This window comes from Paraconexibacter sp. AEG42_29 (assembly GCF_040581415.1).
Classification (GTDB): Bacteria; Actinomycetota; Thermoleophilia; order Solirubrobacterales; family Solirubrobacteraceae; genus Paraconexibacter.
In genome coordinates this window covers 5,227,957-5,254,063 of record NZ_CP114014.1, presented here as the reverse complement: position 1 = coordinate 5,254,063, position 26,107 = coordinate 5,227,957, and the positions used below count along the sequence as shown (strand labels likewise).

The window sequence follows — 26,107 nt, the reverse complement described above, 5'->3', positions numbered from 1 at the left end:
GGCCGGGGACCCCGCCGGCGGGGTCGAATATCCGGTGCCGTACTAATTCGTCTAGGGTGGTGCGCATGCGCCCCTTCCCGCCCTGCGAGGGCGCCGAGCACGCCTACGTCGTCACGCCCGAGGGCCTGCGGATGCACGTCGCGAGCATGGGGCCGGCGGACGGTCCGGTCGTCGTCCTGCTGCACGGCTGGCCCGAGCACTGGTGGCTGTGGCACGAGGTGATGGGACCGCTCTCCGCCGCCGGGTACCGCGTGCTGGCACCCGACCTGCGCGGGTTCGGCTGGAGTGAGATCACGGCCGGCGGCTACGACAAGGAGCAGTTCGCGACCGACGTCCTCGGTCTGCTCGACGCGCTCGGCGTGGACGCGTTCGACCTCGTCGGACACGACTGGGGCGGCTGGACCGCGCAGCTCATGGCGATCCGTGCCCCGCAGCGGGTTCGGCGCCTCGCGCTGCTGAACATCCCGCACGTCTGGCAGGCCCCCGGGGACGTCGGGCGTCACCTGCACCGGCTCTACTACCAGCCGCTGGTCGGCGCGCCGGGCCTCGGGCCGCTCGTCCAGCGCAGTCCTGCGCTCTGGTGGATCATGCGCAGCGCCGGGCTTCCGAAGGCGTCGGTGGCGGAGTTCCGGGCGGCGCTTCGGGCGCCCGGGCGGGCTGTCGCCGGCTCGAAGGTCTACCGCACGTTCCTGGCCCGCGAGATGCCCGCCATCGCGCGCGGCCGCTACGAGACGGCGCGGATCAGCGCGCCCGTCCGGGTCCTGTTCGGCCTCGATGACGTGGCGATCGACGTGTCGATGCTGGACCGCTTCGAGGACCACGCGGACGACGTGCGGATCACGACGGTGCCGGACTGCGGGCACTTCATCGTGGACGAGCAGCCCGCCCGGGTGACGTCGTGGCTGCTCGATGAGGTCCTGGCGGAGTCCGTCTGAGGCCGGCCATGAGCGATGCTTGGGCGCTGCGTCCGCATAGGCGAGACACAGGACCCAAGGATGGCCTCAGGTGTGGCTGAACGGGCGCCGGTGCGCGCGCAGACGGCGCGGGCGGCCGTAGTTCAGGTGTGGCTGAAGGGGCGCCGGTGCGCCGCACCCAGGTCGTCGAGCGCCGCCGTGAGGACCTCGACCGCGCGCTCGCCGTCGACGACCCGCACCGGGGTCGGGGCAACCTCGGGGACGGCGACCGCTCCGGGCGCCGCCTCAGCGACGAGCGGCGGATCGGGATCCGGTTCCGGCCCGGGCGTCGCGGGCTTGATGGGGATCACCTGTGGCTCGGGCTCGGGGTCCGGGACCACGCGCAGCGGCGGCGGGTCGGCGGGCGGGGTCTCGGCGCGAACGGAAACGGGCGGCGGCGCGGCTGCCTTGCGGCCGAAGAGGCGGCTCAGGAAACCCTGCTTCGGCGCGCGGTGAGCGGGTGGCCGTGCGGACGCGGCCTGGCGTGCGGCCGATCGTTCCGCGGCCGCGGTCGGCGGGGTCGGCGCCTGCGGCTCCGGAACGACCGCCGGCGCTGCCGCAGGCGACGGCTCCGCGGCCCGTTCGGCCCCGGTCTCGACAGCGGGCGCAGGCGCGCTCGCCCCGCCGTCGCCACTCGATGTGCCACCACGTGCGCCGGTGGCGTGTGCTGGCACATCGAGCGCGGGGGGTGCTGCCGTCGGCTCGGTCGGAGCCGGGACGGCCGGGGTGGCCGGCGCGGACTCCACGAGCTCGGCGGTCAGCGTGACCTTCGTCCCCCAGCCGGAGGCCTCGAGCTCCACCGTGCCGCGCGCGGCGGTGCCCTCCCAGGCGACGGTGGTCTCGGGCTCCAGACGGGTGATGGTGATCTCGCCGAACTCGCCCAGGTGCCGACCGAGGGCGTCGGGGTCGGAGACCTCCGACCACAGCTCCGGACGGGACTTCACGAGGGTTCGCTGCGCTTGGTGCGGGGCCATCGACACCGGATTTCACCCCGCCGCCGCAGACTCCTTCCCACCTGGAAGCGTTCCGTCAACCTGCAAGCAGCGGGCCGTCCTGGGCGATCCTGCCCAGGCCTTGCGCCGCCGCCCCGATCAGTACCCGCCGGGCTTGGCGACCATCAGGAAGATCGACAGCAGGATCAGGCCGCCCATGACAGCGCCCACGGCAGCAACGCGCTTGGACAGCGCCTCGTACTCGGCGCTCCAGGTGACGGCCCCGTCGCCCGGGCTCGCGGCCACGTCGCGGGCGGCGAGTTCGGCCAGCTTGCGGCTCTGCGGCGTGAGGAACGACCCCACCGCCCCGAAGATGATGATCAGCGCCGCGAACGGGACCTGGACCCAGATGCGGTCGAAGAGCTCCCGGTCGGAGGCCATGTACACGCCGGCGAACAGCGCCAGCGCGGCCGCCGGCGTGACGAGCTTGCCGTCGACCTTCGCGGCGACCGTGTGCCACGTCGGCAGCGCCCGCGGCTGCAGGCGCTTGATCTGCGTCTCGATCACCGGGTACGCGAACGTCACCCCGAACGCGACGACGACCGCCATGACGTGCACGGCCAGGACGATGTCGTAGAAGAGGATCGCGGGAGCCATGTTCACGACCTAGAACGTCGGCGCGTACTTGCCGAAGACGTCCTTCATCGCGCCGCAGACCTCGCCCATGGACGCGCGGTCCTTGAGCGCCTGCTTGATGAACGGCAGCAGGTTGTCCGTCCCGCGGGCGGCGTCGCGCAGTTCGTCCAGCCGCTTGGCGACCAGGTCCTGGTCGCGGTCCGCCTTGAACTTCTTCAGGCGGTCGAGCTGAAGGCCCTCGGACGCCGGGTCGACCCGCAGCAGTCCCGGGACCTCGATGGCCTCCTCGACGAACGAGTTCACGCCTACGACCATGTCCTGCTCGATCCGATAGCGCTCCTGGTAGCCCCAGGCCGACTCGTCGATCTCGCCGGTGATGAACTCGATCGCGTTGACCGACCCACCGAGCGCGTCGACCTTGCCGATCAGCTCGTAGGCGCGCGACTCGATCTCGTCCGTCAGCGACTCGACGAAGTACGAGCCGGCGAACGGGTCGACGGTCATCGTCGCGCCGGACTCCGAGGCGATGATCTGCTGGGTGCGCAGCGCGATCTTCGCGGCCTCCTCGGAGGGGAGGGCCAGCGCCTCGTCGTAGCCGTTGGTGTGCAGCGACTGCGTCCCGCCGCAGACCGCGGCGAAGCCCTGCAGCGCGACGCGGACGACGTTGTTCATCGGCTGCTGCGCGGTCAGCGTGACGCCGCCGGTCTGCGTGTGGAAGCGCAGCATCAGCGACTTGGGGTTCTTCGCCCCGAAACGCTCGGACATGATCGTCGACCACATGCGGCGGGCCGCGCGGAACTTCGCGACCTCCTGGAACACGTTGTTGTGGCCGTTGAAGAAGAACGCGAGCCGCGGGGCGAAGTCGTCCACGGCGAGGCCGGCGTCGACCGCGGCCTGCACGTACGCGATGCCGCTGGACAGCGTGAACGCGACCTCCTGGACGGCGCTGCAGCCCTTCTCGCGGAAGTGGTAGCCGGAGATCGACACCGTGTTCCAGCGCGGGATGTTCTCCTTGCAGTAGGCGAACAGGTCCGTCGTCAGCCGCATGGTCGGCTCGGGCGGGTAGATGTAGTTGCCGCGCGCGATGTACTCCTTGAGCACGTCGTTCTGCGTCGTGCCGCGGAGCTGGTCGGACGGGACGCCCTGCTCGTCGCCGACCAGCTCGTAGAGGCAGAGGAGGACGGCGGCGGGCGCGTTGATCGTCATCGACGTGGAGACCTCGCTGAGCGGGATCTGGTCGAAGGCCGTGCGCATGTCGTCGATCGTGTCGATGGCGACGCCGGTGCGGCCGACCTCGCCCTCGCAGAGCGGATCGTCGGAGTCCAGGCCCAGCTGCGTCGGCAGGTCGAAGGCCATCGACAGGCCCGTCGAGCCCTTCGACAGCAGGTAGCGGTACCGCTCGTTGGACTCCTTCGCGCTCGCGTAGCCCGCGTACTGGCGCATCGTCCAGGTCTGCTTGCGGTACATGTCGCGGTGCGGCCCGCGGGTGTACGGGAAGTCGCCCGGCTCGCCGAGGCGCAGCTCCTCCGGGAGGTCGTCCTCGGTGTAGAGCGCCTTGATCTCGATGCCCGAGTCGGTGAAGCGCCTCGGGTCCTCCTTGCCCACGATGGGGGCGACGGTCAGGCGTTCGTCGTTCTCGGGCGTGATGGCCATGACGGGAATCGTACGCCTCGCCTATCGTCGGCGGTATGGAGGTCACCGTCCGCCTGTTCGCCGTGCTGCGTGATCGTGCCGGGGAGAGCACCGTCGCGCTCGATCTGCCGGACGGAGCGCGGGTGGACGACGCCCTCGCGGCGCTGTCCGACCTGACCGCCGACGTCACGTGCGTGATGGCGGTGAACCGCGAGTACGCGGACGGCAGCCACGTGCTGAACGCCGGCGACGAGCTGGCGCTGATCCCGCCGGTCAGCGGGGGCTCGGGACCGCTCGACGCCGGCCCCGTGAACCACGTCCGCATCACCGAGGAGCCGCTGTCACTCGACCGCCTTGCACGGATGGTCGAGGACCCGCGCGCGGGTGCGGTCGTCACGTTCTCCGGCGTGACCCGCGAGAACGCCTACCTGGACTACGAGGCCTACGTCGAGATGGCGACGCCGATGCTCCAGTCGCTCGTCGACCTGGCGATCGCGCGCCACGGCCTGACGGCCGCCGCCGTCGAGCACCGCATCGGCCGCGTCCCGCTCGGGCAGCCGTCCGTGATCGTGGCGACGAGCTCGGGGCATCGGCCCGAGGCGTTCGCCGCGGCGCGCGAGCTGATCGACGAGCTCAAGGCGAAGGCGCCGATCTGGAAGGCCGAGGAGGGCGAGTGGGTCGTCGGGGAGCCGCCGGTCACCGGCTGACCGGGCGACGACACGGGTGCCGCCCCGGATGCGGGCGCATCGGGCGGGACCTTGCTGCGTCCTGCTGCCCATGGCAGCAGCGCGCAGCAGGTACCGGGTCAGTGCGCCGCGAGGCGCGCCTGCAGGCCGCGCTTGACCGCCGGCCACTCCCCGTCGATCACGCTGAACCAGGCCGAGTCGCGGATCCCGACGCCCGGGACGATGCGGTGGTTGCGGTGGACGCCCTCGAACCAGGCGCCCATCGCCGTCATCGCGTCGCGTGAACGCTGGTTCTCGGCGTGGGTCTTCAGCTCGACGCGGATGCACCCGAGCGCCTCGAAGGCGTGCGTCAGCATCAGCAGCTTGGCCTCGACGTTGATCCCGGTCCGCCACGCGGCCGGCGAGAGCCACGTCCAGCCGATCTCCACGCCGCGGTCGTCCGGGCGCAGCGTCATGAGCCGCGTCGAGCCGACGGCCTTGCCCGTCGTGGCGTCGACTGTCGCGAAGGCCCATTCGTCGCCGGCGGCGGAGGCGTCCAGCGCGGCGTCGAACCAGCCGTCGAAGGCCGCCCGGGAGGACGGGTAGTCGCGCATCCAGCGCCAGATCTCCGGGTGACGGGACGCGGCGAAGAGCGCGTCCCGATGAGTGTCGGCGAGCGGCTCGAGGCGCGCGCGGGACCCCGCCAGCACGCCGGACAGCACCCGCGGCCAGTCCGCGGGCTCCGGCAGCTCCGGGGCGCTAGACCGCGCCACCGGCAGCCGGCGGGGCGGTCGGGTCCTCGCCCTCGTCCCCGCCACCCTCGCGGGCAAGGTGCTCCTCGGCGAGCATCGGGTTCTCGGCCGACCGTCGCACGACGGTGAGGAGGTCCTTCATCGAGCTGACCTCCTCGACCTGCTCCTTGAGGAACCACTGCATGAACTGCTCGGACTGGTAGTCGCGCTGGTCGCGGGCGAGGCCGGCGAGCTCGCCGATCTGGTCCGTGACGCGCTTCTCCTGCTCGAGCGCGAGCGCCACCGGCTCGACGATGTCCGCGAACGCCGTCCGCGGCGCAGAGACCGCAGGGACGATCGCCTGCTCGTCCGCGTCCTGCAGGTACTTGATCATCATCATCGCGTGGTTGCGCTCCTCGAGCGCCTGCGCGTAGAAGAACGAGGCCAGCCGCGGAAGGGTCTCGTCGTCGTAGTAGACCGCGACGGCGATGTACTGCTGGCTCGCCGAGAACTCGTAGGCGATCTGCTCGTTCAGGCGGGCGGTGAAGGCGGGATCGGGCACGTGCGCCAGCGTACAAGACGCGCCGGTGCCGGCCGTGGCGCGGGAGTGAACGCCGGCCGTGCGGAACGGTCGGTCAGCGGCCCGGTCCGTTCACCGGCTGCGGGCGGGGACGACGGGGACGTGCAGCGCCAGCGGCATGCCGCGCGGCAGCAGTGCCAGTGCCGCGGCGGGGTCCACTGTGGTCGGCTGGGCGACCCCGCCGAGCGGGCGGGGCAGCGCGACGTAGCGGCGGACGATCCAGGTGGCGCCACGGACGACACCGGCCGGGGCGAACCCGGGCGGGACGCCGGCCGCGACCGGCAGCGCCGGCGTCGCCCGCTTCTGCCCGGGCTCGTTGGCGGCGACCACGACCACGTCGATCTCGAGGACGTCCTCGACGCGGCCGGGCGGGACGACCCGCGCCCCCGGTCCCAGGTAGAGCGACGCGGGGATGCGGCTCTCGCCGTCGGTCACCACCAGCCGCGGGCCGATGTCGCCCTCCAGCGCGGCGTGGAACGCGCCGCGGAAGTCGTCCCGCTGGTAGGCCGGGTCGTCGGCGACGGCGATCGCGGAGACCGCCCCGACCGCGGCCAGGACCGCGACCGCGGCGGCGCCCGCCCCGCCGGCCCGCCCGGGCAGCGCGGCCGCTCCGGCGGCGATCAGCGCAAGGACGAGCGGCAGCGCTCCGAGCAGGTTGCGGGTCAGGAGGAAGTCCTGGCCGACTGCGGCTGCGAGCCCGGGCAGCACGAGCCCGGCCGCCACGACCCCGAGCACGACGACATCGGCCGGAGGCCCGGGCACGGCCACCGTGCCACCCCCGTCCGGACCCGCTGGGGTGGCAGTGCCGGGTCCCGCATCCCGCGACGAGGCACTGCCACCTCCCGACCGCGACCCCGGTCCCGGCTCAGGCTCCGTTGCGCGGGCGCGCGTCAGCGCCAGGCCGAGGCCGACCAGCGCCGTCAGCGCGGCCGCCGCGCCGAGCACGCCCAGCGGCAGGTCCGCCGGCCCGTCGTACCCGACAAGCACCTGCTTCGGGAGCTGCGCCAGCCGCGTGTGGAGCGGGACGTCGGCGATGAACGAGGCCCGGCCCGCCGCGCGCTGGTGGAGCAGCAGCGGCGCGAGGGCCGCGCCCCCCGCAGCGATCGCACAGCACGCCGGGAGCGCGCGGGCGCGCAGGGCCCACAGCGCCCAGCCCGCCTGGCCGGCAACGAGGAAGACCGCGAAGTGATGGGTCCAGAAGGCGGCGATCGCCAGCGCGGCCCACGCCGCCAGCCGTCCCCGGGTCGGTGCCTCCAGCGCGCGCAGCAGCGCGAGCGTGGATCCGGCGGCGAGCAGGATCAGCAGCGCGTACGCGCGCGCCTCCTGGGAGTACCAGACCGTGAGTGGGCTCAGCGCCATGAGCAGCGCGGCGGCGACCGCGGCGCGGTCCGGCATCCGCGACCCGCCGCCCGGCTCCCCGGGTGTCCCGCTCGGCTCCACGCGCGACCCCGTCCCGCTCGGCGCGCGCCGGCACCCCGCCACCCGCGCGGCCAGCGCCGCCACCACGGGGACCGCGGCCGCTCCGAGCACCGCCGCCGGCAGCCGCAGCGCGATCTCGCCGGTCCCCGCGAGCTTGGACCACGCCCACATCAGGACGTAGAAGAGCGGCGGGGTGGACTCCCCGTCCCAGACCGCGTCCAGCATGCCGCCGAAGGAGTGGCGGAGGACCCCGACCGTGGCGGCCTCGTCGGACCAGAAGCTCTGCAGGTCGAGCGTCGCGACGCGGACCACCAGGGCAACAGCCGTGAGCGCGAGAACGGGACGGCGGGCGGACATCGGAGCGGACGAGCCTACGCGTCGCGCGCTCCGTAGTCTGTCGCGCCATGAGCACGTGTCTTGTCACCGGCGGCGCCGGGTTCCTGGGATCGCATCTGTGCGACGAGCTGCTGTCCCGCGGGCACCGGGTGATCTGCGTGGACAACGTGGAGACCGGGTCGCTGCAGAACATCGCGCACATCCGCGTGCCCGAGTTCACGTTCCGCCAGGTCGACATCATCGAGCCGTTCTTCGTCGACGAGCCGATCGACTTCGTCTACCACCTCGCCTCGCCGGCGTCGCCCATCGACTACCTGCGGCTGCCGCTGCACACGCTGAAGGTCGGCTCGCACGGCACGCACCACGCGCTCGGCCTCGCCAAGCGCCACCGCGCGCGGTTCCTGATCGCGTCCACGTCCGAGGTCTACGGCGACCCGAAGGTCCATCCGCAGTCCGAGACGTACTGGGGCCACGTGAACCCGATCGGCCCGCGCGGCGTGTACGACGAGGCCAAGCGGTACGCCGAGGCGCTGACGATGGCGTACCACCGCCAGCAGGGCGTGGACACGGCGATCATGCGGATCTTCAACACGTACGGCCCGCGGATGCGGCCGTTCGACGGGCGCGCGATCCCGACGTTCATGCGGCAGGCGCTGCAGGACCAGCCGATCACCGTGTTCGGCGACGGCAGCCAGACCCGCTCGTTCTGTTACGTCGATGACCTGATCCGCGGCATGATCGCGCTGGCGGAGTCGGGCAAGCACGAGCCGTGCAACATCGGCAATCCGGACGAGTTCACGCTGCTCGAGCTCGCGCACGCCGTGGTCGACGTGACGGGCTCCAAGAGCGAGATCGTGCACGAGGTCCTGCCGACCGACGACCCGCAGCAGCGCAAGCCGGACATCACCCGCGCGCAGGAGTGGCTCGGCTGGGCCCCGGAGATCAGCCTCCGGGAGGGTCTGCAGAAGACGCTCGACGGGTCCGGCAGGGCCGGTCTCATCGGCCCCGCCCGCTAGGGTTGGCCGTGGGAGGGGCGGCCTGCGCGCACACGCGTGCGGCCGGCCCGGCCGCGTGGGCTTGTGAACGCGATGACAAAACACCCGACATCTGCGACGCTGGCTCGTTAGGTGCACGGAATGCCGACGACGCGTCAGACACGGGATGTCAGGCCGGACGACGATGCCGCGCGCGCTGAAGAGCCCACCGTGACCGTCTCGCAGCAGCCCGATCCCGCGATGGATCGGCCGCTCCCGGACAAGGACGTGCGCAAGCGCCGTCCGCCGGTCCTGCGCTTCATCCTGCGGCTGGACACCGCTCGGCGCGCGAGCCGCGTGGTCTCGCTGCTGGCGATCGACTTCGTCGCGATCTTCGGCGCGATCCTCACCGCGCTCGTCCTGAAGGCGTTCCTCCGCGACAACTGGTACTTCGCCCGCTCGCTCGGCGAGGCCCGCCACTCGGTGGCGTTCGCCTACCTCGTCGCCGTCCTGCTCTTCGCCCGCAGTGGCCTGTACGCCGAGCGCGCCGTCCGCCCGGGCCTCGCGACGATCGTCGGCTCGCTGTTCCAGACGATGGTCGTCACGGTCATCTTCGCGCTCGTGCAGGGCGAGAAGTTCTCGAGCTACTACATCTTCTACGGCACGCTGTTCTTCGCGGTCGCCTACGTCTCCACCGCGCGCTACGTGTACGAGCGGCTGACCGGCATGGCGCTGCGGGCCGCCGGCTACCAGCGAAGAGCCGTGATCGTCGGGACCGGCAAGCACATCGAGGCCGTCGGCCACGCGCTGCAGGACGGCCCGCATCCCGCGATCAGCGTGGTCGGCTTCATCTCGCTCGTGCCCCGGCCGGACAACGGGCTGACGTCCCTCGGCCGCCTCGAGGACCTCGATCACATCATCATCGCCCACCGCCTCGACGAGGTGATCATCGCGGACCCCGACTTCCCCCAGCAGGAGGCCGTCGAGCTCGTCGCGCGCTGTCACCAGCGTGGGGTCCGCGTCCGCGTGGCCCCGTCGACGATGGAGATCCTGGTCCACCGGGCGGAGTTCGTTCCCGGCCAGACGGTGCCGCTGTTCGAGCTCAAGCCGCCGGTCTTCGACGGGATCGACTTCGCGATCAAGCGCGGGTTCGACGTGACGGTGTCAGTCCTGGTGCTGATCGCGCTGTCGCCGGTCCTCGCCGCCAGTGCCCTGCTGATCCGGTTCACGAGCCGCGGGCCGATCGTCTACCGCTCCTCGCGCCCGGGCATCGGCGGCGTCCCGTTCGACTGCCTGAAGTTCCGCACCATGTACCGCGACGCCGACCAGCGCCAGGCGGACCTCGAGTCCGTCAACGAGGCGACGGGCGCGCTGTTCAAGATCAAGGACGACCCGCGGATGACCCCGGTCGGCCGCTTCCTGCGCCGGTTCTCCCTCGACGAGCTGCCGCAGCTGATGAACGTCCTCAAGGGCGACATGTCGCTGGTCGGTCCGCGCCCGCTGCCGCAGCGCGACTTCGAGCGCCTCGAGGAGTGGCACAAGAAGCGCTACCTCGTGCTGCCGGGCATCACCGGGCTGTGGCAGGTGTCGGGCCGCAGCGACCTGGACTTCGACGACCTCGTCCGCCTCGACTTCCTCTACCTCGAGCGCTGGTCGGTCTACCTGGACCTGACCATCCTCGTGAAGACGGTCCCCGCGGTGTTCACGCGCCGTGGCTCCTACTGACCCGTGAGGCGCTGGATCAGACGGCTGCTCGTCGTCGCGGGCGTGCTGTTCGTCTTCGTGCTGCTCGGCGCGCTCGCGTCCCACCGCGACAACCTCGAGGGCCCGTCGGCCAAGCCGCTGCCCGGGCCGACGCTGCGCGCGTCCGGCAAGGCGAACGACATCCTGATCGGGACCGCCGTCGACGACGGCGCGCTCCGCAACGAGCCCGGCTACCGCACGGACCTCGCGGCGCAGTTCAGCGTCATCACCCCCGAGAACGCGATGAAGTGGGACGCGCTCGAGCCCGAGCGCGGCAAGCTGCAGTGGGCCGCTGCCGACCGGGCCGTCGACTTCGCGTCGGACCGCCGCATCGCGGTCCGCGGCCACACCCTGGTGTGGCACTCCCAGGTCCCGGCCTGGATCGCGGACGGCAAGCTGCCGGCCGCCGAGCTGCGGCAGGTCATGCTCGACCACATCAGCCGGACGATGCGGCGCTACAAGGGGCGTGTGAAGACCTGGGACGTCGTCAACGAGGTCATCGGGGACGACGGCAAGCTGCGCCCGTCGGTCTGGTCGGATGCGCTCGGGTCGACGTTCATCTTCGACGCGTTCGCGGCGGCGCGGAAGGCCGACCCCGACGCGCGGCTCGCGATCAACGAGATCGGTGGCGAGAGCATCGGCCCCAAGTCAGACACGCTGCTCCGCGTCGTCAAGCGGCTCAAGGCCCGCGGGCTGGTCGACGAGGTCGGGTTCCAGTCGCACTTCAACCTCGACGGCGATCCGGCGGGCGTGCCGGACACGATGAAGGCGAACATGGAGCGCTTCGCGGCGGCGGGGGTCGATGTCGCGATCACGGAGTTCGACGTGAGCCTCAAGGAGCCGGCGTCGGACGACCAGCTGGCGCAGCAGGCCGGCGTCTACGCGGAGCTCGCCACGACCTGCCGCGCGGTTCCCCGCTGTCGGTCGATCACGGTCTGGGGCTTCACCGATCGCCACTCCTGGATCCCGGAGAGCTCCCCGGGCTACGGCAGCGCAACGCTGCTGGACGACGAGCTCAAGCCCAAGCCGGCGTTCCTCGCCTTCTCGCGTGCGCTGCGCGCGGGTGGCTGAGCGCTGACCGCGGCCCCTCGCCTTATCTGAACGCCCGCGTAGGATGACCGCGTGAGGTCGATCGATATCCGTCGTATCGCTGTCGTGGGCGCGCTTGCGGCGCTGGCCCTCGCCGCGCCGTCGCCCTCCGGGGCCGCGACGCCGAAGGCCAAGAAGGTGTCGCAGCTGCGCGCGGGCGCCGGTCAGGCGGACATCACCCCGCCGCAGACCGGCTACTACCTGGGCGGCTGGACCCGGGCCGACCGCCTGGCACTCGGCCAGTCGACACGGCTCTACGCCAACACGCTCGTGCTGCAGCGCGGGACGCGCAAGATCGCGCTCGTCGCCATCGAGCTGTTCGCGGTCCCGGCCGGCCTGCAGGAGGACGTCGCGCGCGCCGTGGCCGACCTCGGGTACGACCGGACCGGGATCCTGATGGCAGCCTCGCACACGCACTCGGGCCCGGGCGGCTACGCGAACAACCCGACCTACAACACCGCCGCCCCGAGCCCGGCGACGATCGGCAACCCGAGCTCGTTCATCGAGTTCATCGATCCCAAGCCGGCCGACCCGACGCTCTACACCTTCCTCGTGAAGCAGATCGCGGCGTCGATCCGGCGGGCCGACGGCGACCGCGGCCTGGCGGCGGCCGGCTGGGCCTCGGTCGAGCTCCGCGGCCTCACGGAGAACCGCTCGATCGAGGCGCACCTCGCGAACCACGGGCTGGACGTGGAGACGGGCAGGGGGACGGCGGCGATGGACCCGCTCGGCGCCGACGACACGATCGACCCCGCGGTCGACGTGCTCCGCGTCGACAAGTTCGTCAAGCGGAAGGGCAAGACCGTCCGGGTCCCGATCGGCGCGTACTCGAACTTCGCCGACCACGGCACGGTCGTGAAGGCCGACAGCCAGGTCTACTCCGGCGACCACCACGCCGCGGCCTGGCGCGTCTTCGTCGACAAGGTCCGCCGCGCGTCGCCCGCCATCCCGAAGAACCAGACGGTCGTCAACGTCTACCCGAACGGCGCCGAGGGCGACCAGACCGCGGGCCTGAAGCACACCGGGTTCGACGGGGCTGCCGTCGTCGGGTCGGCCGAGGCCGCGAAGATGTTCGAGGCCTGGAAGCTCGCCGGCAAGCGCCTCAGCCGGACGCCGGCGCTCGACGTGCGCTGGACGCGATCGTGCTTCTGCGGCCGCAGCACGGCGACCGGGCCGGTCGACAGCAAGGGCATCGAGGGGGCCGGGTTCCTGACCGGCTCGGAAGAGGGGCGCGGCCCGCTGTTCGACCTCACGGGCATCTCACTCGAGGGGCGCAAGAACCTGACGTCCGACCCGGTGCAGGGCAACAAGGTCCAGATCCCCGTCGGCGCGCCGCCGGCCGCGGTCCCGCTCAGCGTGACCCGGATCGGGGACGGCGTGCTGGTCCAGGTCCCGGGCGAGCCGACGAAGGAGGTCGGCGTGCGGGTCCGCAGGGCGGTCCGCGGTCCGCTGGCGCCGAAGGGCATCAAGCACGTGGTCATCGCCGGCCTGGCGGGCGACTTCATCCAGTACATCACCACGCCGGAGGAGTACGGCCAGCAGAGCTACGAGGGTGCCTCGACGCTCTTCGGCCGCAACCAGGCGACGTTCCTGCAGGAGCGGTACGCGGAGCTGGCGGGCCAGCTGGCGTCCGGCGCCCCGGCGGAGCCGCCCTACCCGCTCGACGTCGCCTACGGCGTCAAGCCCGACGGCCCGGACTATCCGGCCGGCGCGGCGGCGGGCTCGCTCACCGGCCAGCCGCCGGCGACCGTCGCCCGCGGCAAGGACGTCAAGATCACCTGGAGCGGCGCGCCCCTGGGCCGCGACCGGCCGGTGGACAAGGCATTTGTCAGCGCCCAGCGCCTGGTGGGCAAGCGCTGGCGGACGGTCGACAGCGACCTCGGCCTGCACATGCTCTGGCACGTGGACGCCAAGGGCGCCTATGACCTGACCTGGACCGTCCCGGCCTCCGCGCCCGCGGGGACCTACCGCCTGCTGGTGTCCGCCCAGCGGTACGGCCTGACGACGCGGACGTTCACCGTCGGCTGACGCGGGCCGCGCTCAGGTCCGCCGGGGTAGGGCCGGATCATCCCCAAGGATGGTGACGGGGCGCCGGTGCGCCGGTACGTTCGCCTCATGACCTGGATCACGCGTGTCCTCCCCGTCGCCCTGCTGGCCTTCGTCTGCGGGCTGCTGCTCGCCGGCCGCGACCACGGGGCGTCCAGCGCCAGCGCCGCCGCACTGGACCTGCGCAGCCCCCTGACGCTCAAGCAGTCGGCGCCGAGGAACGGCAAGGTCGTCATGACGTGGCGCAACCGGGCCACGCAGGGGAGGGTCATCGAGGTGCGGACGTTCCGCGGGGGCAAGCAGTTCGGCGTCGTCCGGCGCTTGCCGAAGGGCACGAGCCGCATCACGATCGCCGCTCCGCCGGCCGGCCGGCGCGTGACCGTCAAGGTCCGGGCCTGCGCCCGGCGCGGCGGCCCCTGCGGCGGGTCGGCGTTCACGACGGTCGTCGGCCGCGGTTCCGCCACCCCTGGCACGCCGAGCACCCCGCCGCCGCCGGTCCCGAACGGGCCGGTTGGCGACGTCCCGATGGTCGGCTCGTGCCCGGTGCGGCCCGCAAGCGACCCTTGGAACACCGACATCTCCAGCGAGCCCGTCGACCCGCGGTCTGATGCCTACATCAAGTCGATCGGCGCGGGCGACACGCTGCACCCGGACTTCGGCTCCGGCCAGTACGGCGACTTCGGCATCCCGTTCGCCGTCGTGCCCGCCAACCAGCCGCTCGTCCCGATCCGCTTCGTCGCCTACCCAGACGAGTCGGACCCCGGCCCGTACCCGATTCCGCTGAACGCGCACATCGAGGGCGGCCCGAACGCCCCCGCCGACGGCGACCGCCACGTGATCGTCGTCCGCGAGGGCGAGTGCAAGGAGTACGACCTCTTCCACGCGAGGCGCGAGGGCGGCGGCTTCTCCGCGGACGGCGGCGCGGTCTGGGACCTCACGAAGAGCACCTACCGGCCGGACGGCTGGACCTCGGCGGACGCGGCCGGCCTGCCGATCCTGCCGGGCCTGGCCCGGGCCGACGAGGCGTCCGCCGGCAAGATCCGCCACGCCCTGCGCTTCACCGTGTCCAAGAGCCAGGCGGCGTACGTCCCGCCGGCAAGCCACGAGGCGTCGTTCAGCACCGACCGCAACCTGCCCCCGATGGGCCTGCGGCTGCGGCTGAAGGCGTCCTTCGACCGCACGCCGTACACCGGCCAGGCCCGCGCGATCCTCGACGCCCTGGCGACCTACGGGATGATCGTGGCGGACAACGGCAGCGACTGGTTCATCTCCGGCACGCCCGACCCGGCCTGGGACGACGACAACCTCAACACGCTGAAGAAGGTCCCCGGGAGCGCGTTCGAGGCGATCGAGACGAAGGGCATCAAGCGCGGCTGAGCGCGGGTGCGCGACAATGGCGGTGGATGGCAGAGCTGACCCGCTACCGCTACCTCTTCGAGCAGATGGTGCGCCGAGAGCTGCGGCAGAAGTACCAAGGCTCGGCGCTCGGCGTCGCGTGGTACATCGTGAACCCGCTGGTCCTGATGCTCGCGTACTACTTCATGTTCGGCGTGGTCTTCACGCTGTCCGAGCACGACGACTACCCGCTGTTCCTGATGGTCGGCCTGGTCATCTGGATCTTCTTCAGCCAGGCGCTGCTGAGCGCGGCGCCGTCGCTGCTGGACCAGGGCGCGCTGATCCGCAAGTCGCCGTTCCCGCGGGAGATCATCCCCGGCGCCGTGGTGACCGTGCAGGCCGTGACGTTCCTCGTCGTCCTGGGCCTGGTGGCGGTCATCACGCTGCTGGTCCGCTGGACGTTCTCGCCGGCGCTGCTGCTGCTGCCGTTCGTCCTCCTGGCGCTCTACGGCTTCGTCCTCGGCTTCAGCCTCGCCGTGTCGGTGCTGCACGCGCACTTCCGCGATGTCGCCCCGATCCTGTCGGCGGCGCTGCTGCCGTGGTTCTTCCTGTCGCCGATCTTCTTCGCCCCCGGCGACATCACGGACAAAGCCGCGGCCCGGTTCGCGATGGAGTGGGTCAACCCGATCGCGCCCTACATCGAGGCGATCCGCCGGATCCTCTACGAGGGGCACGCCCCGTCGCTGGCGGGGCTGGCGTACGTGGTCGTGGCGGCGGTGCTGGCGGTCCTTGCCGGACGTGCGCTGTTCCGTGGCCTGCAGGCGGAGCTGGCCGTCATCGTATGAGCGGTTTCACGGACGGCAACGGCACCGGCCTGGCACCCGGCGAGATCGTGGTCGACCACGCGTCGCGCGCGTTCTCGATCCGCGCCGACCGCGGCGGGACGCTGAAGGAGCTGCTGCTGCGGCGCCGCAGCGCCGGACCGGCGCCGATCCAGGCGCTCGATGACGTCAGCTTGCGGATCACCCCCGGGCAGACCGTCGGCATCGTCGGTCGCAACGGCGCGGGCAAGTCCTCGACGCTGAAGGTGCTGGCGGGCATCGTCCCCCTGGACTCGGGGAGCGTGACGATCGGCGGCCGCATCGTCAGCCTGCTGGAGCTCGGCGCCGGGTTCGGCCGCGACTTCTCCGGCCGCGAGAACATCCTGCTCGGCGGCGCGCTCCACGGCCTGAACCGGCCCGAGATCGAGGCGCGGATGGACGACATCATCGCCTTCAGCGAGCTCGGCGACTTCATCGACGTCCCCGTCAAGACGTACTCCAGCGGCATGTACGTCCGGCTCGGCTTCGCGATCTCCGCGCACCTGGACGCCGACGTCCTGCTGATCGACGAGGTCCTCGCCGTCGGCGACGAGGCCTTCCAGCGCAAATGCGAGGCGCAGATCGCGCGGCAGGTCGCCGCCGGGGCGACCCTGGTGCTCGTCTCCCACGACGCGGCGCTCATCGAGCGGACCTGCGAGCGGGTCGTCGTGCTGGACGGCGGCACCGTCGTCTTCGACGGCGACTCGGGTCCCGGCATGGCGTACTACCACCACCAGATGGGGACCCCGGTGGAGGCCGCGCCGGCGACTGCGTCCGCGCCGGCGTCGGCCCCGACCGGGACGCCCGACCCGTGACCCGGCCCGAGGACGCCCTGCCCGCGGCCCGCGCCGCCGCCGAGGCCGCCAAGGCCCGCGGCGAGTACACGTCCGACCTCGCCGGGTTCGCGATCGAGCCGACCGACCGCATCTCGATCGAGCAGCTGATGGAGTGGGCGGTGATCGAGCCGGACGCGTCGCTGATGCGCTCCACCCGCCGCTACGGCGCCCCGATCACGTGGCTCAAGCGGCTGCTGCTGCGCGGGATGCAGCAGCACTTCAACGAGCTGACGATGCTGCAGGCCCGCTACAACATGAACCTGCTCATGCGGCTCACCGAGCTGCAGGACCGGGTCGCCGACCTCGAGCGCGAGACGACGTCGTGGCGTGACGCGGCCGCGGTCCGCGAGGCCGCCGCTCACACGGCCGCCGCGGCCCTGCACGACGCCGTGGCCGCGCTGGACGACGGGGACGTCGCCGCGGCCAAGCTCGACGACGCCGCGTCCGCGCTCGACGATGCGGCGTCAGCCCTGGACGAGGCCACGGGCGGCGGGCCGGACGACGACGCCGCCGCGCCCGCACCGCCTGCTGACCCGCCGACCCCGTGATCGTCCATCAGGTGCTGAGCGGCGCCGGTCCGGTGGACGCGGTGACCTCGCAGGCCCGCGCCTTCCGGGCGCTGTTCGGCCGCTGGGGCTGGGGTGGCCGCGACGTCGCCTGGCACATCGACCCGCGGGTGGCGGGGGCGATCCAGCCGCTGAGCCTGCTGCGGACCGATCCGCCCGGCCCCGACGACCTCCTGCTGATCCACTACTCGGCCTACGCGCCCCGCCTGCGCGAGATCCTCGAGACCCCGCAGCGCAAGGTCCTGCTGAGCCACAACGTCACCCCGGCCCGCTGGTTCTGGGACTACGAGGCGGGGATCGCGGTGCAGTGCGCGCTCGGCCGCCGGCAGCTGCCCGAGTACGCCGAGAAGGTCGACGTGGTCGCCGGCGTGTCGCTGTACAACGCCCGCGAGCTTGGCTCGGATCGCGTAGTCCCGATCCTCTTCGACCCGGCGAAGAACGTCCCGCCGGCGCCGCCCGCCCCACTCGCGGCGCTGCCGGCCCGAGACGGTCGCCCCGGACGGCCGCCGACGCTGCTGTTCGTCGGCCGCATGGCGCCGCACAAGCGCCAGGACGAGCTGATCCGCCTCGTGGCGCTGCTGCGGGCGCACCGCCTGCCGGACGCGCGGCTGGTCCTGGTCGGCGAGGGGATGACGAAGAACTACCTCGCCGCGCTGCAGCAGCTGGCCGAGGAGCTCGCCCCGGGTGCCGTCGAGTTCCGCCACGGCCTCAGCCCGGCCGAGCTGGCGCAGGCCTACGCCGACGCCGACGTCTTCGTCTGCCTCTCCGAGCACGAGGGGTTCTGCATCCCCCTGCTCGAGGCCTTCCACGTGGGCACGCCGGTGGTCACGCGCCCGTCCGGCGGGATCCCCGAGGTCGCCGCGGGCGGGGCGCTGCTGGTGGACGACCGCGACCTCGCGGTCATCGCCGAGCTCGTCACGCTCGCGATCACGGACGCGCCGCTGCGCGCCGAGCTGCGGGCGCGCGGGCGCGAGCGGCTCACGGTCTACGGGCACGACCGGACGGCCGCGGCCTTGCGGGAGCTGCTCGAGCACGCGGCCGCGCTGCCGCGCGAGCCGTAGCGGCGTCAGCCTGCGGTTCGCGTTCGCGCGGGCCCTCGGGCGGTCCGCGGAGGATCGCGCGGGCTGAACCCGCCGAATCCTCCGGGCAGCGGTCTCTCCGGGTCGCGCGGGCGCCGAACCCGAGTCGAGCGTCGGTTTCCCGTCTCGGGACGCGGGAGAACCGACGTTCGGTGCTGGGGTGGCGCGCGAGTCCGCGGAGGTTCGCGCGGGCTGAACCCGCCGAATCCTCCGGGCAGCGGTCGTGCGTCAGCTCGTCAGGGGCGCGCCGGGCAGGCCCCGGGGTTGTCTGAGCAGAAGCGCTCGAAGCCCGACCGCACCGGCGCGACGAGGGCGGCGCCGCGCGGTATCGGCGAGATCCGCGTCCCGAGCGCGCCGCGGCCCGCCGGGAGGGTGCGGCCTGTCCCCGGGGCGGCGAGGCGGATCGGGTAGGTGTTGCCCAGCTCGCGTCCGTCGGCGCCGCGCAGCAGACGCCGCCGCGAGCCCCCGGCCGGGATGTCCAGCGGGTGCCCGAAGGCGTCGTACAGCCGCACGTCGGGGACGAGCCGGCCGGTGCGGTCGTAGGCGAAGACGTTGCGCAGGTCCTTCCCGCGGAAGGTCAGCCCGGCATTCCGTCCGCCCGACGTCGCCGACCGGGTCACGCCGGCGGGCGGTGCCTGCAGCACCCGCACGGTGCCGAGCGCCGGGGCGTCAGCACGGATGTCGTGCTCGGCGACCGGGACCGCCGCGGCCAGCAGCGCGAGGTTCGCCAGGACCACGGCGGTGGCGACGCGGCCGCGCGCCGGCCGCAGCCGTGTCCACACCCCGGCGGCCAGCGACGCGGCGACCACGACGGCCGCCCAGAAGGCCGTCCCCGTGGCGTCCGGGAGCAGCGGCAGGAACGGATAGCGGACGGAGAAGTCCTGCTCGAGCATTCGGGCAGCGACCATCAGGAGGACGTACGCGCGCGCCAGCCACCACAGCGGCGCCAGCTCGCGGGCCACGCGGAGCCCGCTGCGAACCTGCGGGCCGTCCAGCAGCGCTCGCCCGCGCGACCGCAGCCGCGCCCAGGACCCGCCGCCCGGGGCCGCCGCGGCTTCGCGGGGTCGCAGCCCGGCGGCGGCCCGCAGCTCCGCGGCGAACTGCGCCGGCGTCCCGAGCCGCGCGACGGGCGTCTGCTCGCCCGCGTCCGTCGCGTCGACCAGCGAGGCGACCACGTCCTCGAGCAGCTCCTCGCGTTCGCTCGCCTCCAGGTCCCCGAGCTCACCGCGCAGGTCGGCGAGGTAGGCGGCGGCAGCGGGCGGGACGTGCGCGGTCCGGGTCATGCGGACACCTCCGGGTGGACGTCGAGGAGCTGGTCGATGCGGGCGGAGAACTCAGCCCAGACGACGCGCGCCCCGGCGAGCGTCACGAGGCCGTACTCGGTGATGCCGTAGTAGCGGCGGTGCGGACCCTCGTCGGACGGCTGGACGTAGGACGTCAGCGCGCCGCCCCGGTACAGGCGCCGCAGCGTCCCGTAGACCGATGCGTCGCCGACGTCCTCCAGGCCGGCGGCCCGTAGCCGGCGCACGACGTCGTAGCCGTAGCCGTCGTCCTGCGCGACCACCGCCAGCACGGCTGCGTCGAGGGTGCCGCGGAGGAGCTGACTGCGGTCGAGGCTCATTGCGCGATCCACGGTACTACACATCGCGCAGTAGTGCGCGAGCAACGCAACCGGTCTGAACTCGGGCACCGTCGTCGGACGGCCGACCGCGAGGAGCAGCGCGTCAGTGGGGAATCGGAAAGACGAGGCGAGCGACCACGAGCGCCCCGCCGGCGCGTTGGCAGACGCACACGGCAGGGCTTGGTGCTCGCGGCTCGGGCCCGTCCCGGATCAGGCAATCGGAACGGGCGTTCACTGGACGGTCCCTGTGGGGGCAGACGGGCCGCCGTTAGAACATCAAAGCGCAAATCGGCTCATCCCGGCAATCTCCTATCGGTCAGATGACCGACAAGCAGTCCCGCGAACGTTCCTTGTAGGGTCCGGCGGGCATGGAAGATCTCGCGCAGCGGGTGGCCGACCACCCGGGCTGGTACCACGCGCTCGACCTCCCTGGCGGGGTCGTCACGCCCGGGTACTGCGACCTGCGGCCGTTCGCCCCGGAGGCGCTTCCCGCGTCGCTGGCCGGCAAGCGGTGCCTGGACGTCGGGACGTTCGACGGCTTCTGGGCCTACTCGATGGAGGCCCGCGGACCGGAGGTCGTCTACGCGCTCGACCTCCCGGACGGCACCCAGGCCGACTGGCCGCCGAACACCCGGGAGGAGAACCTCGCGCACTCCGTGGCCAGCGGCCTGGAGTGGGGCTCGGGCTTCAAGCTGGCGCATTCAGCCCTGGGATCGAAGGTCCGCCGGATCGAGGGCAACGTCAAGGACCTGACCCCCGACTGGACCGACGGCCCCGTCGACGTCCTGCTCTGCGGCACGATCCTGCAGCACCTGCGCGACCCCACGGGCGCCCTCGAGCGGATGCGCGAGACGCTGAAGCCCGGCGGGACGCTGCTGATGATCGAGGCCTTCTCGGTCGGGCTGACCCGCCTGCATCCCAAGCGCCCGGTCGCCGAGTACCGGCCGCCGGCCCCGGGCTCGCAGTTCACCTGGTGGATCCCGAACCTCGCCACGCTGCGTGGGTGGGCGACGACGGCCGGCTTCGTCGAGGCCCCCGGCAACGAGGTCGTCAAGCACACGCCGCTGCGCGGCAGCGCGAAGGGCGACAACGTCGCCCGCCTCACGTTCCACGCTCCGGCCTGACGCGGACGGGCTCGCTCGCGTCGCGTGGCCCGGCCGCGGCGGCCCCGGCCGCCGGCGCCGCGGAACCCGCGCCTACGGCCCCTTGAAGTCGTCCTTGGAGACGGTCTCCACCATCGCCTGCGAGCACCGGTCCACGCCCGGGACATCCGCCCGCATCCGGTAGAGGAGGAAGGTCTCGATCTGCTGAACCGGTCCGCCGACGGCGTCCGCGGGCCGCGGCGCGTCGCGCCGGACCAGGATGAACTGCGCCTTGCGGGACGTCTGCACGTGAGGGTAGTTCGTCCCCAGCAGAGGCTTCTGGGAGCACAGCGGCTGCCCGTGCATCATGAACGCGACCCAGTTCTGCTCCTGCGGGTCGATGTCCAGCCGCACAGACTGCCCGGGCGGGAGGGCCGCGTCGATGTCCTGCAGCTGCAGGACGTTCTTCGGCAGCTCGTCGAACGTCGACCCGATCTCGTGCGCTGCCGCGCTCATCGCCATCGTCAGCAGCACGGCGACGCCGATGATGCCGGTCCGGGCCGGGCGGACCTTCGCCGCACCCGCCGCGGCCAGCGCGAGGGCGACCGGGCCGACGAACGCGAGCAGCTTGAAGTGGAAGTAGTAGCCGTACTCGCGCAGCCGGAACCAGAGCGCGAACGCGATCGTGAACGCGAGCAGCGCGGTCAGCCCGCGGCGCATCGGCCGGTCGAGGTCGCGCAGGCAGAGGTGGATCGCGTAAACCAGCGGGACGATCATCAGGGCCAGGCCGGCGAAGGTGTTGATCGCGATGAACTGCGGCTCGATGAAGTAGCCCTTCAGGTCACCGCCCCAGTTCTGCAGCGAGTGCGACGGGTTGAGAACGACGGACATCGCGGTCGAGAACTTCTCGGAGACGCCCTTGATCGGCGGGACGTTCAGCGAGGCGAGGAACAGGAACCCGACCGGGATCATCCAGCGCAGCGAGCGCTTGCCCTTCCAGATGCCCTTGGGCCGGACGCGCTTGAGCTCGGGCCACAGGACGATCGCGAGCGGGATCAGCGGGATCGGGAGGGCCAGGGGATAGGCGAGCGTGATCATCGCCAGGAACGCGATCAGCAGCGCGATGCCGCCGCGGGTTCGCTCCTTCACGGCCCACCACGACAGCACGCAGGCGAACCCGAGCCCGAAGAAGCCCCACGTCTGGTTGAAGTACGGGTGCATCACAGTGTGCAGGACCATCCGGTCCAGGCCGATCAGCGTCATGCCGACGACCGCCGCCCAGACCGGGGCTCTCAGCACGTCCCGGATGAAGAGGTAGAACCCGATCGCCGCGAGCGCCAGCAGGACGGCGGCCAGCGCCGAGATCGTCTGGTACACCTCCAGCCCGGACAGCGACGCGACCGCGGCGAGGTTGTAGTAGATCGCCTGCTTGGAGCGCCAGACCAGCGGCATCCGGTCGACCGGGAGGGCGATGTCCTCGCCGGTGGGGTAGTTGTGCTGCAGGAAGATCGCGCTGCCGACGGCGAGGTGGGCGTCCTGCCCCTGGCCCTCGACGGTCGCGAAGCCGGCGCGCAGCAGCGGGATCAGGGAGATCGCGATCAGCAGCAGGGCGATCCACGCGGGCCACGCGATGCGGCGGACGGCGGCACGGGTGCGCAGGTCGCGGTCGGCCTCGGTGTGGGCGGCGGCATCCGCGGGCGGGTCCTGGGCTGCCGCGGCCCCCGCCTCGTCCTTGGCGGACGGGGCAGCAGCGGGGGGCAGCGCGGACCGCGGGCGCCGCCAGGCCACCACCGCCAGCACGACGCCCCCGGCGATGACCAGGCCCAGGTTGATCCTGTACGGGACGGCGGCGAAGCCCAGCACGGTCATGCTCAGGCCCGTCGCGCAGGCGCCGACCGGGGCCACCCACAGCAGCTCGTAGCGGCGCAGCCCGTCCGGCAGCAGCAGCCGCGTCAGGCCCCAGCCGGTGACCGCGAACAACGTCAGCGCGGCGACGATCGCCCGCGCGAGGTCCGGTACTGCGGCTTTGCCCTGCACGCCCGCCTGATCGGCGAGGCGAATCGCCAGCATCCCCGCGAGCGCCGCGAGGAGGATCTCGCGATGGCGGGAGGCCCAGGCCTTGAGGCGGGTCAGCTGTGAACCGTGTGGTGCCGGCGAGCCTGGGTCATGACCCGGCTGACGAAGACCGGGTTCCCCAGCAGGTACCGCCGCCACATCCGGTTGGGTTCGATGGCGAGTCGGAAGATCCATTCAAGCCCATTGTCCGACAACCAGGCCGGTGCGCGCGGTACGCGTCCGCTGACGTAGTCGAAAAGCGCGCCGACGGTCCACAGGACGTCGGTGTCCAGTTCGTCCCCGTGGCGGCCGACCCACTCCTCCTGCTTGGGGGAGCCCATGCCGACGAGGACGATGTCCGGGCGGCGCGCGTTGATGTCCTCGACGACCCGCTGTCCGTGCTCGGAGCCGATCTCGAAGTAGCCGTGGTGCGTGCCGGCGATGCGCAGGCGCGGGTACCAGCGGTGCAGGCGCTCGGCGGCCTCGGCGGCGACGCCGGGGTCCCCACCGAGCAGGTACACCGACAGCTCCTGCGTCTCGCAGAGCGAGGACAGACCCCAGACCCAGTCCGCTCCGGTCATCCGGTGCGGGACCTCGGCCTCCATCGCCTTGGCGGCCAGGCGCACGCCGTAGCCGTCGCAGTAGACGAGGTCGGCCTCGGTGAGCGCCTTGTGGAGCTCGGGGTTCTCCTGCGACTGGTTCAGGACGTGGGCGTTGACGTACATGACGCGCCGTGCGCCACCGCCGTCCCCGACCCAGCCCGTGATCCGTTCGAGCAGGTCGGCCGGGCGCGCGAGGTCGATCGGGATCCCGAAGATCCGCGACGTCGTGTTCGGCCCTGTGTCTGGCGTTGCGCTCGTGACGGCTGCGTCATCGATGACTGACATTCTTGCTCCCGTGCCCCTTCGGTACCCCTACCGCAGGGCAACTATGGCGGACGTAGGCTTCGACTGCAATGACGAACCCACCGGGAGTACTACTGGACGCGCGCGACGCGTTCGCCTCGCCCCTGCGGGGCTGGGGACGGTACGCGCTCGAGCTCTCCCGTCGCCTGCCGACAGACCTCGTGACGGTGTATCGAGGGCAATTGCCGGGTCCGCAGGTCCTGGCCGAGCAGCTCGCGCTCCCGGTGGTCGGCTGGCGCGCCGGCGTCAAGGTCATCCACGCACCAAACTGCTTCCTGCCGCTGGTCCACCGAGGTGCCGGTGTGGTGACCGTGCAGGACCTCGCGTTCGAGGCCTACCCGGACGACTTCTCGCGCCGGACGGGGACGAAGTACCGCTGGATCACTCCGCGCGCGGCGCGCCGGGCGGCTCGTGTCCTGGTCCCCTCGCAGGCGACCGCCGACGACCTCGTGACCCGGTACGGGATCGACGCCGGCAAGCTGCGCATCGTCCCCTACGCGTCCTCCCTGGCGATCGGGGACGCGCCGCTGCCGCCGTCGGTCGCGGGCGGGGAGCCGTACCTCCTCGCCGTCGGCGACCTGCGGGCGAAGAAGAACCTCGCCCGGGTCGTGGCCGCGTGGATGGCGCTCCGGTCCGCCGGGGAGCTGCCGCACCGGCTGGTCGTCGCCGGGCACGGGGACGTCGCCGCCCTCGGCCTGCCGGCGGGCGCGCCGCTGCCGGACGGGCTCGTGGTCACCGGGTTCCTGTCCGACGCGGAACTCGACGCGGTCATGCGCGGGGCGGCGCTGGTCGTGCACGCGTCGCTGTACGAGGGCTTCGGGCTCGTGGTCGCGGAGGCGCTGGCCCGCGGCGTCCCGGTCGCGATCGCCGACGCGACGTCCCTGCCCGAGGTCGCCGGCGACGCGGCCGAGCGCTTCGACCCGCTCGACGTCGACGACCTCGCGGCTGCGATCCTGCGGGCCGTCGCCCCGGACCGCGCCGCACAGCTGCGGGCGCTGGGGCTCGAGCGCACCAAGGGCTTCTCCTGGCAGGCCTGCGCCGACGCGACGGCCGACGTGTACCGCGAGCTCCTTTGACCACCACCATCCTCGTCCTGAGCGTCGACGAGGCGCCCCTGCTCGAGTCGTGCCTGCCGGCCGCCCTGGCGCAGGGGACCGGGGCGCGGGTCGTCGTGATCGACAACGCGTGCACGGACGGGACCGTCAGCCTCTGCGAGCGCCTGGGCGTGACGCTCGTCCGGCTGCGCGAGCGCCGCTCGTACGCCGCGGCGATCAACGCCGGGATCCAGGGGACGGACGGGGACGCGGTCCTGCTGCTGAACGCCGACTGCGTCCTGGATCCCGGGTTCCTGGAGGCGGCGGTGGTGCGCCTGTACCGGGACGGGGTCGGGTCGGTCGCGCCGCGGCTCATCCGCGCGACGGGTGCCGAGGTGGCCGAGCGCCTCGACGTCCTCGACACCGCCGCGATGTTCGTCGACCGGCGCCGCAAGAACGGGCTGGTCGGGCACGGGACGCCACGGACGGGCTACCCGCGCTCGGCGGAGGTCTTCGGCGGGGACGGCGCGTGCGTCCTCTACCGCCGTGAGGTGCTGAAGGCGTGCGCGGTCGGCAACGAGGTGTTCGACGAGGACATGGAGCTGTGGGCGTCCGACGTGGACCTGGCGTGGCGGGCGCAGCTGCTGGGCTGGACGTGCGTCTACGAGCCGGGGGCGATCGCCTGGCACCAGCGGTTCTACTCGCCGACCACCCGTGCCGCCCTGCCCGAGCATCACCGGCGCCTGCAGTTCCGCAACCGCTACCTGATGATGCTCAAGAACGACACGCCGGCGGGCGTGCTGCGCGATCTGCCGTGGATCGCCGTGTACGAGGTCCTTGCCCTGGGGCACGTCCTGCTGCGCGAGCGTCACCTGTTGGGCGGCTACCGGGACGCCTGGCGGCTCGCGGGCCGTGCGCGCGAGCGGCGCCGGGCGATCCAGCCGCGACGGGCGGTGGGTCGCCGTGTCCCGTTCGGCCTGCGCCCACCACCGTCTTAG

The 26,107-nt window shown here is 72.5% G+C and carries 24 protein-coding genes; 14 read left to right on the top strand and 10 right to left on the bottom strand.

The annotated features are described in order from the left end of the window. Positions 1-65: 65 nt before the first annotated feature. On the top strand, positions 66-935 hold the full coding sequence (locus tag DSM112329_RS25000) for an alpha/beta hydrolase (RefSeq protein WP_354699287.1): 870 nt from the start codon (positions 66-68) through the stop codon (positions 933-935). 122 nt (positions 936-1,057) lie between these two features. Here DSM112329_RS25000 and DSM112329_RS24995 read toward each other — a convergent pair whose 3' ends face one another. From DSM112329_RS24995 to DSM112329_RS24985, 3 genes are all read right to left on the bottom strand, one after another. Next, positions 1,058-1,897 (bottom strand): hypothetical protein, encoded by an 840-nt coding sequence (locus DSM112329_RS24995; RefSeq protein WP_354699286.1) that lies wholly within the window; start codon positions 1,895-1,897, stop codon positions 1,058-1,060. Positions 1,898-2,044: 147 nt separating this feature from the next. Continuing rightward, positions 2,045-2,542 carry a hypothetical protein gene (locus tag DSM112329_RS24990; RefSeq protein ID WP_354699285.1) on the bottom strand — a complete coding sequence of 166 codons (498 nt, stop codon included), beginning with the start codon at positions 2,540-2,542 and terminating at the stop codon, positions 2,045-2,047. Between the two features lie 9 nt (positions 2,543-2,551). Next, positions 2,552-4,174 (bottom strand): methylmalonyl-CoA mutase family protein, encoded by a 1,623-nt coding sequence (locus DSM112329_RS24985; protein ID WP_354699284.1) that lies wholly within the window; start codon positions 4,172-4,174, stop codon positions 2,552-2,554. A 35-nt stretch (positions 4,175-4,209) separates the two neighbouring features. Here DSM112329_RS24985 and DSM112329_RS24980 point away from each other — a divergent pair, with 35 nt between their 5' ends. Further along, a complete protein-coding gene (locus DSM112329_RS24980; RefSeq protein ID WP_354699283.1) occupies positions 4,210-4,860 on the top strand; it encodes a molybdenum cofactor biosynthesis protein MoaE in 651 nt (216 codons plus the stop codon). Between the two features lie 98 nt (positions 4,861-4,958). Here DSM112329_RS24980 and DSM112329_RS24975 read toward each other — a convergent pair whose 3' ends face one another. The 3 genes from DSM112329_RS24975 to DSM112329_RS24965 form a co-directional block, all read right to left on the bottom strand. Continuing rightward, on the bottom strand, positions 4,959-5,591 hold the full coding sequence (locus DSM112329_RS24975; protein ID WP_354699282.1) for a GNAT family N-acetyltransferase: 633 nt from the start codon (positions 5,589-5,591) through the stop codon (positions 4,959-4,961). Then, positions 5,578-6,111, bottom strand: coding sequence for a ferritin (locus DSM112329_RS24970; protein ID WP_354699281.1), 534 nt, complete (start codon positions 6,109-6,111; stop codon positions 5,578-5,580). The genes DSM112329_RS24975 and DSM112329_RS24970 overlap by 14 nt, the downstream gene beginning before the upstream one ends. Positions 6,112-6,201: 90 nt before the next feature. Next, on the bottom strand, positions 6,202-7,905 hold the full coding sequence (locus DSM112329_RS24965; protein WP_354699280.1) for a hypothetical protein: 1,704 nt from the start codon (positions 7,903-7,905) through the stop codon (positions 6,202-6,204). 47 nt (positions 7,906-7,952) lie between these two features. Here DSM112329_RS24965 and DSM112329_RS24960 point away from each other — a divergent pair, with 47 nt between their 5' ends. The 9 genes from DSM112329_RS24960 to DSM112329_RS24920 all read left to right on the top strand — a co-directional run bounded on the left by DSM112329_RS24960 (position 7,953) and on the right by DSM112329_RS24920 (position 18,394). Further along, positions 7,953-8,900, top strand: coding sequence for a UDP-glucuronic acid decarboxylase family protein (locus DSM112329_RS24960; protein ID WP_354699279.1), 948 nt, complete (start codon positions 7,953-7,955; stop codon positions 8,898-8,900). 189 nt (positions 8,901-9,089) lie between these two features. Further along, entirely contained in the window at positions 9,090-10,583 is a 1,494-nt protein-coding gene (locus DSM112329_RS24955) for a sugar transferase (protein ID WP_354699278.1), read from the top strand. Between the two features lie 3 nt (positions 10,584-10,586). Continuing rightward, a complete protein-coding gene (locus DSM112329_RS24950) occupies positions 10,587-11,672 on the top strand; it encodes an endo-1,4-beta-xylanase (RefSeq protein WP_354699277.1) in 1,086 nt (361 codons plus the stop codon). Between the two features lie 51 nt (positions 11,673-11,723). Beyond that, positions 11,724-13,718 carry a neutral/alkaline non-lysosomal ceramidase N-terminal domain-containing protein gene (locus DSM112329_RS24945; RefSeq protein WP_354699276.1) on the top strand — a complete coding sequence of 665 codons (1,995 nt, stop codon included), beginning with the start codon at positions 11,724-11,726 and terminating at the stop codon, positions 13,716-13,718. A gap of 87 nt (positions 13,719-13,805) precedes the next feature. Then, positions 13,806-15,113, top strand: coding sequence for a hypothetical protein (locus DSM112329_RS24940; RefSeq protein WP_354699275.1), 1,308 nt, complete (start codon positions 13,806-13,808; stop codon positions 15,111-15,113). Positions 15,114-15,139: 26 nt separating this feature from the next. Further along, entirely contained in the window at positions 15,140-15,916 is a 777-nt protein-coding gene (locus DSM112329_RS24935; RefSeq protein WP_354699274.1) for an ABC transporter permease, read from the top strand. After that, the gene (locus DSM112329_RS24930) at positions 15,913-16,746 is read left to right on the top strand and encodes an ABC transporter ATP-binding protein (protein ID WP_354699273.1); all 834 of its coding nucleotides are present in this window, start codon (positions 15,913-15,915) and stop codon (positions 16,744-16,746) included. The genes DSM112329_RS24935 and DSM112329_RS24930 overlap by 4 nt, the downstream gene beginning before the upstream one ends. Then, entirely contained in the window at positions 16,743-17,315 is a 573-nt protein-coding gene (locus tag DSM112329_RS24925; RefSeq protein WP_354699272.1) for a hypothetical protein, read from the top strand. The genes DSM112329_RS24930 and DSM112329_RS24925 overlap by 4 nt, the downstream gene beginning before the upstream one ends. After that, on the top strand, positions 17,312-18,394 hold the full coding sequence (locus DSM112329_RS24920) for a glycosyltransferase family 4 protein (RefSeq protein WP_354699271.1): 1,083 nt from the start codon (positions 17,312-17,314) through the stop codon (positions 18,392-18,394). The genes DSM112329_RS24925 and DSM112329_RS24920 overlap by 4 nt, the downstream gene beginning before the upstream one ends. Before the next feature lie 254 nt (positions 18,395-18,648). On the opposite strand, the gene DSM112329_RS24915 is transcribed toward DSM112329_RS24920, so the two are convergent. Both DSM112329_RS24915 and DSM112329_RS24910 read right to left on the bottom strand, forming a co-directional pair. Further along, positions 18,649-19,695, bottom strand: coding sequence for a hypothetical protein (locus tag DSM112329_RS24915; RefSeq protein WP_354699270.1), 1,047 nt, complete (start codon positions 19,693-19,695; stop codon positions 18,649-18,651). Beyond that, positions 19,692-20,033: a PadR family transcriptional regulator gene (locus DSM112329_RS24910; RefSeq protein ID WP_354699269.1), complete on the bottom strand. Its 342-nt coding sequence runs from the start codon at positions 20,031-20,033 to the stop codon at positions 19,692-19,694. The genes DSM112329_RS24915 and DSM112329_RS24910 overlap by 4 nt, the downstream gene beginning before the upstream one ends. Positions 20,034-20,401: 368 nt before the next feature. On the opposite strand from DSM112329_RS24910, the gene DSM112329_RS24905 reads away from it, so the two are divergent. Continuing rightward, positions 20,402-21,157, top strand: a complete 756-nt coding sequence (locus DSM112329_RS24905) for a methyltransferase domain-containing protein (RefSeq protein ID WP_354699268.1) — start codon at positions 20,402-20,404, stop codon at positions 21,155-21,157. A 72-nt stretch (positions 21,158-21,229) separates the two neighbouring features. On the opposite strand, the gene DSM112329_RS24900 is transcribed toward DSM112329_RS24905, so the two are convergent. Then, the gene (locus DSM112329_RS24900; RefSeq protein ID WP_354699267.1) at positions 21,230-23,185 is read right to left on the bottom strand and encodes a hypothetical protein; all 1,956 of its coding nucleotides are present in this window, start codon (positions 23,183-23,185) and stop codon (positions 21,230-21,232) included. Positions 23,186-23,244: 59 nt separating this feature from the next. Beyond that, the gene (locus tag DSM112329_RS24895) at positions 23,245-24,057 is read right to left on the bottom strand and encodes a WecB/TagA/CpsF family glycosyltransferase (RefSeq protein WP_354699266.1); all 813 of its coding nucleotides are present in this window, start codon (positions 24,055-24,057) and stop codon (positions 23,245-23,247) included. 68 nt (positions 24,058-24,125) lie between these two features. Between DSM112329_RS24895 and DSM112329_RS24890 the strand changes: the two genes are divergently transcribed. Then, on the top strand, positions 24,126-25,151 hold the full coding sequence (locus DSM112329_RS24890) for a glycosyltransferase family 1 protein (RefSeq protein ID WP_354699265.1): 1,026 nt from the start codon (positions 24,126-24,128) through the stop codon (positions 25,149-25,151). Then, a complete protein-coding gene (locus DSM112329_RS24885) occupies positions 25,148-26,107 on the top strand; it encodes a glycosyltransferase (RefSeq protein ID WP_354699264.1) in 960 nt (319 codons plus the stop codon). The genes DSM112329_RS24890 and DSM112329_RS24885 overlap by 4 nt, the downstream gene beginning before the upstream one ends.

What these genes read in the sequence shown, in the direction of transcription:
- DSM112329_RS25000 (WP_354699287.1), top strand. Translation starts at nt 66, where the DNA reads ATGCGCCCCTTCCCGCCCTGCGAGGGCGCCGAGCACGCCTACGTCGTC.
- DSM112329_RS24990 (WP_354699285.1), bottom strand. Translation starts at nt 2,542, where the DNA reads ATGGCTCCCGCGATCCTCTTCTACGACATCGTCCTGGCCGTGCACGTC.
- DSM112329_RS24985 (WP_354699284.1), bottom strand. Translation starts at nt 4,174, where the DNA reads ATGGCCATCACGCCCGAGAACGACGAACGCCTGACCGTCGCCCCCATC.
- DSM112329_RS24980 (WP_354699283.1), top strand. Translation starts at nt 4,210, where the DNA reads ATGGAGGTCACCGTCCGCCTGTTCGCCGTGCTGCGTGATCGTGCCGGG.
- DSM112329_RS24965 (WP_354699280.1), bottom strand. Translation starts at nt 7,905, where the DNA reads ATGTCCGCCCGCCGTCCCGTTCTCGCGCTCACGGCTGTTGCCCTGGTG.
- DSM112329_RS24960 (WP_354699279.1), top strand. Translation starts at nt 7,953, where the DNA reads ATGAGCACGTGTCTTGTCACCGGCGGCGCCGGGTTCCTGGGATCGCAT.
- DSM112329_RS24940 (WP_354699275.1), top strand. Translation starts at nt 13,806, where the DNA reads ATGACCTGGATCACGCGTGTCCTCCCCGTCGCCCTGCTGGCCTTCGTC.
- DSM112329_RS24935 (WP_354699274.1), top strand. Translation starts at nt 15,140, where the DNA reads ATGGCAGAGCTGACCCGCTACCGCTACCTCTTCGAGCAGATGGTGCGC.
- DSM112329_RS24930 (WP_354699273.1), top strand. Translation starts at nt 15,913, where the DNA reads ATGAGCGGTTTCACGGACGGCAACGGCACCGGCCTGGCACCCGGCGAG.
- DSM112329_RS24915 (WP_354699270.1), bottom strand. Translation starts at nt 19,695, where the DNA reads ATGACCCGGACCGCGCACGTCCCGCCCGCTGCCGCCGCCTACCTCGCC.
- DSM112329_RS24910 (WP_354699269.1), bottom strand. Translation starts at nt 20,033, where the DNA reads ATGAGCCTCGACCGCAGTCAGCTCCTCCGCGGCACCCTCGACGCAGCC.
- DSM112329_RS24905 (WP_354699268.1), top strand. Translation starts at nt 20,402, where the DNA reads ATGGAAGATCTCGCGCAGCGGGTGGCCGACCACCCGGGCTGGTACCAC.
- DSM112329_RS24900 (WP_354699267.1), bottom strand. Translation starts at nt 23,185, where the DNA reads ATGCTGGCGATTCGCCTCGCCGATCAGGCGGGCGTGCAGGGCAAAGCC.
- DSM112329_RS24895 (WP_354699266.1), bottom strand. Translation starts at nt 24,057, where the DNA reads ATGTCAGTCATCGATGACGCAGCCGTCACGAGCGCAACGCCAGACACA.
- DSM112329_RS24890 (WP_354699265.1), top strand. Translation starts at nt 24,126, where the DNA reads ATGACGAACCCACCGGGAGTACTACTGGACGCGCGCGACGCGTTCGCC.